General features: G+C 69.7%; 8 protein-coding genes. 1 reads left to right on the forward strand and 7 read right to left on the reverse strand.

The features are described 5' to 3' along the window. Positions 1-37 precede the first annotated feature (37 nt). Entirely contained in the window at positions 38-583 is a 546-nt protein-coding gene (locus K206_RS0133720) for a PadR family transcriptional regulator (protein WP_029044390.1), read from the reverse strand. 345 nt (positions 584-928) lie between these two features. Between K206_RS0133720 and K206_RS0133725 the strand changes: the two genes are divergently transcribed. Next, a complete protein-coding gene (locus K206_RS0133725; protein ID WP_029044391.1) occupies positions 929-1,150 on the forward strand; it encodes a hypothetical protein in 222 nt (73 codons plus the stop codon). A gap of 233 nt (positions 1,151-1,383) precedes the next feature. On the opposite strand, the gene K206_RS0133730 is transcribed toward K206_RS0133725, so the two are convergent. The 6 genes from K206_RS0133730 to K206_RS0133755 form a co-directional block, all read right to left on the reverse strand. Then, the gene (locus K206_RS0133730) at positions 1,384-2,403 is read right to left on the reverse strand and encodes a tripartite tricarboxylate transporter substrate binding protein (RefSeq protein WP_020206701.1); all 1,020 of its coding nucleotides are present in this window, start codon (positions 2,401-2,403) and stop codon (positions 1,384-1,386) included. A 122-nt stretch (positions 2,404-2,525) separates the two neighbouring features. Continuing rightward, positions 2,526-3,257 carry an SDR family NAD(P)-dependent oxidoreductase gene (locus K206_RS0133735; RefSeq protein WP_020206702.1) on the reverse strand — a complete coding sequence of 244 codons (732 nt, stop codon included), beginning with the start codon at positions 3,255-3,257 and terminating at the stop codon, positions 2,526-2,528. A 240-nt stretch (positions 3,258-3,497) separates the two neighbouring features. Further along, complete coding sequence (gene pcaF, locus K206_RS0133740; protein WP_020206703.1) at positions 3,498-4,700, reverse strand: 3-oxoadipyl-CoA thiolase; 1,203 nt, start codon at positions 4,698-4,700, stop codon at positions 3,498-3,500. A 70-nt stretch (positions 4,701-4,770) separates the two neighbouring features. Next, positions 4,771-5,418 (reverse strand): 3-oxoacid CoA-transferase subunit B, encoded by a 648-nt coding sequence (locus tag K206_RS0133745; RefSeq protein ID WP_020206704.1) that lies wholly within the window; start codon positions 5,416-5,418, stop codon positions 4,771-4,773. Between the two features lie 20 nt (positions 5,419-5,438). Further along, positions 5,439-6,119, reverse strand: a complete 681-nt coding sequence (locus K206_RS0133750) for a 3-oxoacid CoA-transferase subunit A (protein ID WP_020206705.1) — start codon at positions 6,117-6,119, stop codon at positions 5,439-5,441. A 363-nt stretch (positions 6,120-6,482) separates the two neighbouring features. Beyond that, positions 6,483-7,790, reverse strand: a 1,308-nt coding sequence (locus K206_RS0133755; protein ID WP_020206706.1) for an SbcC/MukB-like Walker B domain-containing protein, incomplete at its 5' end; no start/stop codon positions are given.

Raw genomic sequence — 7,790 nt, forward strand, 5'->3', positions numbered from 1 at the left:
GGCCGCGGGCGCCTCGCGCGCCGGGCCGCGCCTCCTTTCAGGCGCCGCCGCCCGGCTGCGCCAGCAGCGGCAGCAGGTCCTCGGCCCACGCCACCCAGTCTTCCTCGTAGCGGATGCCCCGGCGCAGCAGCGCATGCTGCAGGCGCTGCGCGCGCGTCGGCTCGGCCGCGGCAAAATCGCGCACCTCGATCCTGCGGTAGGTCTCCAGCCGCTCGCGGTGCATCTCGATCAGGCGCGCCATTTCCGGGCCCAGGCCGAGCGGCCCGATGACCGCGTCGGCGCGCAGCCTGACCAGGATCTCGTCGCGCGCGTCCAGCCCGTTGGCGGGCTCCAGCACCCAGCGCGCCAGTTCGTCGCGCCCCGGCGGCAGCACGAAATACACCTTCTTGCGGTTGCGCGCGTCGCCCTTGCTCTCCTGCGCGGCGATCCAGCCGTTCTGCGCCATGCGGCCCAGCTCGCGGTAGATCTGCTGGTGCGTGGCATGCCAGAAATAGCCGATCGAGCGGTCGAAGCGGCGTGCCAGTTCATAGCCGGACGACGGTCTTTCCAACAGGGAAGTCAGGAGGGCGTGCTGGACGGACATGCAAGAAGGGGTGACGTGGAGGCCGCCCGGCGGGCGATTCGCGCGGGCCGCGTGGCCTGGATGGCCGGCATGGCAACCGTCTATGTTAGCGCAAAGCCGCGCGCGCACGGCACGCGGCGCGCTGTCCGCCACCGGCCGCGCGGCGGGGCCGGCACCCCGCGCGCGGGCCGATCATTGCGCGATATATGACAAATTGAAGCGTCGACCACACCCAGAATTAAAAAATACGAAATAGCATTTTGCGACCCGCTGCCATACATTTGCAGACATAGCCATTTTTGCATGGCCCGTGCCGCTATTCGGCCACGGCGCGGGGCATGCGAATCCATCGATCGGGAGTCGTCCATGCCAGGACAAAAAGATTACGCCGAAGACCGGGATGTCCCTTGGGAAGCCGACGGCGACGGACCTGCGGCACCGCCCGCGCAGGCCGCCTCGATGCCGGTGTACTACCGCCTGCCGGACACGCCGGAAGGCCACCATATCAAGGAATACGCCAGCGGCCTGCGGCAGCTGGTGCGCTTCGTGGGCGTCGAAGAACAGGTCGTCAAGTACAGCCTCGGCTGAAGCAGCCCCGGCGCAAGAGCGCGAAGACATGCGTCCGTGACGCTTTCTTGTCTCCTCCTGCCCTGTGAGTGGGCCGGAATTGAGCCCGCGGGATCCGCGGGCTTTTTTTCGTCCTCGCGGCATGGCACCGGGAATGGCACCGGGAATGGCGCCCAAAAGACAAGGCCGCGGCCGGGACGGCTGTCCCGGACCGCGGCCGGTCCGACGGTCTGAAGCGAGCGGGGCCTAGCGCATCAGTCCACGGTCGCGCCGGAGGCCTTCACCACCTTGGCCCACTTGGCGGCTTCGCTCTTCATGAAGGCAGCCAGTTGCGCCGGCTTTTCCGGATGGGCTTCCGCGCCCTGGTCGGCCATCTGCTTCTGCACGTCCGGCATGGCCAGGATCTTCACCACTTCGGCGTTGATGCGGTCGACGATGGGCTGCGGCGTGCCGCCGGTGGCGTACAGCGCGAACCACGAGGTGGCTTCGTAGCCGGGCACGCCGGCTTCGGCCACGGTCGGCACGTTCGGCAGCGCCGGCGAGCGCTTGGCCGAGGTCACGGCGATGGCGCGCAGCTTGCCGGCCTTCACGTGCGGGTACGACGACGGCAGGTTGTCGAACATCAGGCCGATCTGGTTGCCCAGCAGGTCATTCACGGCCGGGGCGCTGCCCTTGTACGGAATGTGCTGGATGTGCAGGCCGGTCATCGAATTGAACAGCTCGCCCGACAGGTGCATCGACGAGCCGCTGCCCGACGAGCCATACGACAGCTTGTCCGGGTTGGCCTTCACGTAGGCGATCAGCTCCTTGATGGTGCTGACCGGCACCTTGGGATTGACCACCACCAGGTTCGGCACCATCGCCACGCGCGTGATCGGGGCGAAGTCCTTGACCGGATCGTACGGCAGCCTGGAGTACAGCGACTGGTTGATGGAGTGGGTGCCGATGGTGCCCATGAACAGCGTGTAGCCGTCGCCCGGGGCCTTGGCCGCCAGCGCGGCGCCGATGTTGCCGCCCGCGCCCGGACGGTTGTCGATCACGACCGGCTGGCCGAGCGCCTTGCCCAGTTGCAGGCCGACGATGCGCGCCAGGATGTCGGTGGTACCGCCGGCCGAGAACGGCACGATCATGGTGATCGGCTTGGTCGGGTAGGTGCCTTGGGCTTGGGCGCTGCCGGCCACGCCGGCGAACGCCGCGGCCAGCGCGACGCCGGCGGCCAGCAGGCGCCGGCGCGTATTGACGTGCAGAGGGCTTGCTTGGAAATCGGTTTTCATGTTTGCTCCAGGTAAATCGCTATCGGCCCGCACCGGCGGCACGGGTCGTCTTTTTTAGTTATGGACTGCGGATTGCTTCGGCATGATGACACCGCGGCATGCGCCGCGTCCACGCCACGGGCTTACACGGGGGCGACGCCGAGCGTGGTGCCGCCGCACACGTACAGTACCTGGCCGGTGACGAAACCGTTTTCCGGCGACAGGAAGAACATCGAGGCACGCGCCACATCCTCCGGCGTGCCCATGCGCTTGACCGCGATGCTGGCCAGGATGCGCTTGGTCTGCTCGCTGCCCTCGGGATTGCTCTTGCGGAACAGCTCAGTGGCGATCGGGCCCGGCGCCACGGCATTGACGGTGACGCCGTCGCCGCCAAGCTCCATCGCCAGCGTGCGGGTCATGCCGATCAGGCCGGCCTTGGTGGCGGAATACACCACGCGCTCGGGCTTGCCCAGCGCGGCGCGCGAGGCCATGTTGACGATGCGGCCGAAATGCGCGGCGCGCATCGCCGGCAGGCAGGCCTGGGTCAGCAGCATGGTGGCCTGCAGGTGCAGGCCGACCACGTAGTCGAGGTCTTCGACACGCGCGGTGTCGACGGTGCCGGGGCGGGTGGCGCCGGCATTGTTGACCAGCCGCGTGACGGCGAAGCGCGAGACCACCTGCTCGGCCACGGCGCGGGTCGCCGCGGCGTCGGTCAGGTCGGCCTGGAAGAACGTCATGTTGGGGTGGGACCAGGCGGGGGCGACATAGTCGACATTGACCACCTGGGTCACGCCATCGGCCAGCAGCATCTCGCTGATGGCGCGCCCGATACCGGAACTGGCGCCGGTGACGAGCGTGGCAACGGGAAGGGACATCGTTGACTCCAACCGGCGCAAGCCTGCGCCGGGTCATGCCTGAAGAGATGCGGCCGGAACCGGCGAGCCAGTCGGCCCGGTCGCGCTGCTTCTTGCGTTGGGGGAAACTTCATCAACCTGCACATCCATAGCAGGCTAACGGCGGTGAAACGCCATTCTTTAGCGGCTGTTTTCCAACCGCGCGCCAGCGGCGCGCCCCGCGGACCGGAGCCCGCGGCGCGCGCGCCGGACCGCAGCGCGTCAGACGCGCTCGATCACCATCGCGATGCCCTGGCCCACGCCGATGCACATCGTGCACAGCGCGAAGCGGCCACCGGTGCGGTGCAGCTGGTACATGGCGGTGGTCACGAGGCGGGCGCCGCTCATGCCGAGCGGGTGGCCCAGCGCGATCGCGCCGCCGTTGGGGTTGACGCGCTCGTCGTTGTCGGCCACGCCCAGCTGGCGCAGCACGGCCAGGCCTTGCGCGGCAAACGCTTCGTTGAGCTCGATCACGTCCATCTGGTCGATGGTCATGCCGAGCTGCCTGAGCAGCTTCTGCGTGGCCGGCGCCGGGCCGATGCCCATCACGCGCGGCGCCACGCCGGCGGTGGCCATGCCGACGATGCGGGCCTTCGGGGTCAGGCCGTGCTGCTTCGCGGCCGCTTCGCTGGCCAGCAGGATGGCGCAGGCGCCGTCGTTGACGCCCGAGGCATTGCCGGCGGTCACGGTACCGTCGGCGCGCACCACGCCGCGCAGCTTGGCCAGCGCTTCCATGCTGGTGGCGCGCGGGTGTTCGTCGCGCTCCACCACGATGGCGTCGCCCTTCTTCTGCGGAATCGTCACCGCGGTGATTTCCTGCGCCAGCGTGCCGTCGGCCTGCGCGCGCGAAGCCTTTTCCTGGCTGCGCAGCGCCATCAGGTCCTGGTCTTCGCGACTGACCTTGTAGTCGGTGGCGACGTTCTCGGCGGTCTCGGGCATCGAGTCCACGCCGTAGGCCGCGCGCATGGCCGGGTTGACGAAGCGCCAGCCGATGGTGGTGTCGAAGATCTGCGCGTCGCGCGAGAAGGCGCTGGTGGCCTTGCCCATCACGAACGGGGCGCGGCTCATGCTTTCCACGCCGCCGGCCAGCATCAGGCCCGCTTCGCCGGACTTGATGGCGCGCGCGGCGGTGCCGGTGGCATCCATGCCGGAGCCGCACAGGCGGTTGATGGTGGCGCCCGGCACGCTTTCCGGCAGGCCGGCCAGCAGCAGCGACATGCGCGCCACGTTGCGGTTGTCCTCGCCAGCCTGGTTGGCGTTGCCGTAGATCACGTCATCGATGGCGGACCAGTCCAGGTTCGGATTGCGCGCCATCAGCGCCTTGAGCGGCACCGCGCCCAGGTCGTCCGCGCGCACCGCGGACAGGCTGCCGCCGTAGCGGCCGATGGGGGTGCGGATGGCGTCGCAGATAAAGGCTTCGGTCATGTTGTCTCTCTCTTGCTTGTACGTGGCTTGTACGTGAATCGTGATCGTGAAGCGGAGGCCCCGGCGGCGCTCAGGCCGTGGCAGCCTGCAGGAGCGGCACGCCGGTCACGCGCTGCAGTTCCTCGAAGGACAGGCCTTCGACCAGGTCGCGCGCGACCAGCCCTTCGGGCGTCACGTCGATGGTGGCCAGGTCGGTATAGATGCGCGTGACGCAGTTCATGCCGGTGAGCGGATACGTGCATTGCGGCACGATCTTGCTCTCGCCCTGCTTGGTCTGGTGCTCCATCATCACGAACACTTCCTTGGCGCCGATGGCCAGGTCCATCGCGCCGCCCACGGCCGGGATCGCGCCCGGCGCGCCGGTGTGCCAGTTGGCCAGGTCGCCCTTCTCGGAGACCTGGAACGCGCCCAGCACGCAGAAGTCGAGGTGGCCGCCGCGCATCATCGCGAACGAATCGGCGTGGTGGAAATACGAGCCGCCCGGCTTGATCGTGACCGGCTGCTTGCCGGCGTTGATCAGGTCGCCGTCTTCCTCGCCGGCGGGCGGCGCCTTGCCCATGCCGAGCAGGCCGTTCTCGCTGTGCAGCAGGATTTCACGGTCGGCCGGCAGGTGGTTGCCGACCAGGGTGGGCAGGCCGATGCCGAGGTTGACCACGGCACCGTCGGGAATGTCTTTGGCCACGCGGGCGGCCATCTGATCGCGGGTCAGGCGTTGCATGTCGGGATTCTCCTTGTCGCTCAGACGGGGGTCTTGCCGGCGTCGATCTTGACGACGCGCTTGACGAACAGGCCCGGCGTGATGATGTGCTCGGGGTCCAGCTCGCCCAGTTCGACGATCTCGCTGACCTGCACGATCGGGCACTTGGCGGCCATCGCCATGATCGGGCCGAAGTTGCGCGCGGTCTTGCGGTAGGTCAGGTTGCCCCAGCGGTCGGCGCGCTGCGCCTTGATGAGGGCGAAGTCGGCGTGGATGGGCTTTTCGAACACATAGCCCTGGCCGTCGATGATGCGGGTTTCCTTGCCCTCGGCCAGCGGCGTGCCGTAGGCGGTGCGGGTGAAGAAGCCGCCGATGCCGGCGCCGGCGGCACGGATGCGCTCGGCCAGGTTGCCCTGCGGCACCAGTTCCAGCTCGATCTCGCCGGCGTGGTAGAGCGAGTCGAACACGTAGGAGTCGGCCTGGCGCGGGAACGAGCAGATGATCTTGCGCACGCGCCTGGCCTTGAGCAGCGCGGCCAGGCCCGTATCGCCGTTGCCGGCGTTGTTGTTGACAATGGTGAGGTCGCGCGCGCCCTGGGCGATGAGGGCGTCGATGAGCTGCGCCGGCATGCCGGCCATGCCAAAGCCGCCGATCAGGATGGTGGCGCCGTCGTGGATGTCGGCCATCGCCGCTTCCACCGAGTCGAATAGCTTGTTGATCACTTGCGTTCCAGTTCCGAAAGCCCGGACGAACCATCCGAAACCGGCCGCCAAGCCGCGAGGAGGAACATCAGGCGGCGCGCGAACGCTGTCTCCGGACAGTCCTGCCGGAAGAGCCATCCGGCCTGCCCGCCCCGCCGCAGGTGCGGGAGCGTGCCGCCGGACACGAATCCAACAGACTTTGTTTTTCTTGTTCTTGTGATTTGTTCTAACTGCGAACCTCAATTCGCACTCTGAACAGATTACACCTGTGCTCCCGGCACGGTCAAGGCGCCGCCGCATCGCTTGTGCGTTAGCCGGACACCCCCGGCGCGGCACGGCGAGCGCTTACGCAGCTTACGCTTTTCCGCGCCGCGCCGGGCAGGCTCAGGGCAATTGCAGTTCGGCGCGGCTGCCGGCGGCGCCGGGCCGGATCTCCAGCCGCACGTCGATGCGCTCGCGCAGCTCCGCCACGTGCGAGATGATGCCCACCAGCCGGCCCGCCTGCTGCAGGTCGATCAGCGTGTGGATGGCGAAGTCCAGGCTTTCCGGGTCGAGCGTGCCGAAACCTTCGTCGACGAACAGCGTGTCGAGCTGGATGCCGCCCGCGCGCGACTGCACCACGTCGGCCAGCCCCAGCGCCAGCGACAGCGAGGCCAGGAAGCCCTCGCCGCCCGACAGCGTGTTGGCCGGGCGCGCCACGCCCGAGTTGTGGTCGAACACCTCCAGGTCGAGCCCGCCGGCCGCGCGCAGGTCGCCCTGCTCGCGCACGCGCTGCAGCTCGTAGCGGCTGCGGCTCATGCGCATCAGCCGCAGCGACGCGGCCTCCAGCACCTCGTCGAGCAGCGTGGCCAGCACGAAGCGCTGGAAGGTGATGCGGCGCGGGTTGTTGCCGTTGGCCACCTCGGACAGGCGCCCGAGCACGGCATAGCGGCGCTCGATGTCGGCGCCGTCGGCGGCGAGCCGGTCCAGGCGCTGCTGGCATTGCAGCAGGTTCTCGCGGCTGCGGTGCAGGTCGGCCTGCTGGCGGACCAGCGCCTCCAGCGCGCTTGCCGCGGCCGCCTGGGCCTGGCGCAGCGCGTCGAGATCGGGCGCCGCCAGGTCGCGCGCGGCGGCCGTGGCGCGCGCGCGGCGGTCGGCGGCGGCGGCCACGTCGCGGTCGAAGCGCTGGATGCGGGTTTCGAGCTGCGCGGACTCCGCCTCGGGCAGGCGTGCCTCGGCATAGGCCTGCGGCGTGGCAAACCCGGCCTGCGCGAGCGCGCCGTCGAAGGCCGCGCGCGCCTGCGCCTCGCGCTGCGCGCCGCCGGCAACGCTGGCCTGCGCCGCGGCTTGCGCGGCCTGGGCCGCGGCCAGGTCCGCGCCGGCCTGCTTGTCGGCGGCCTGGGCCTCGGCCAGCGCGGCCTCGGCGGCGGCCAGTTCCTGCCGCGCGCGCGCCAGCGCATGTTCCAGCTGGGCGGGATCGCGGCGCTCCGGCGGCACCTGCGCGCTGGCCGCCTCCCACTCGCCTTGCAGCCGGGCGTGGCGCTGCGCGGCCCCCTGCGCGGTGGCATCGGCGCCGCGGATGGCGGCCTCGGCCGCGGTGAGCGCGGCGCGCTGGCGCTCGAGCTCGGCGGCCAGCGGCAGGCGCCGCGCCTCGGCCGCTTCGGCCGCCTGCTGCTGGGCGCGCAGCGCGCTGCCGCTTTCGGCCAGCGCCTG

The organism is Cupriavidus sp. WS (assembly GCF_000395345.1).
GTDB classification, from domain to species: Bacteria; Pseudomonadota; Gammaproteobacteria; order Burkholderiales; family Burkholderiaceae; genus Cupriavidus; species Cupriavidus basilensis_B.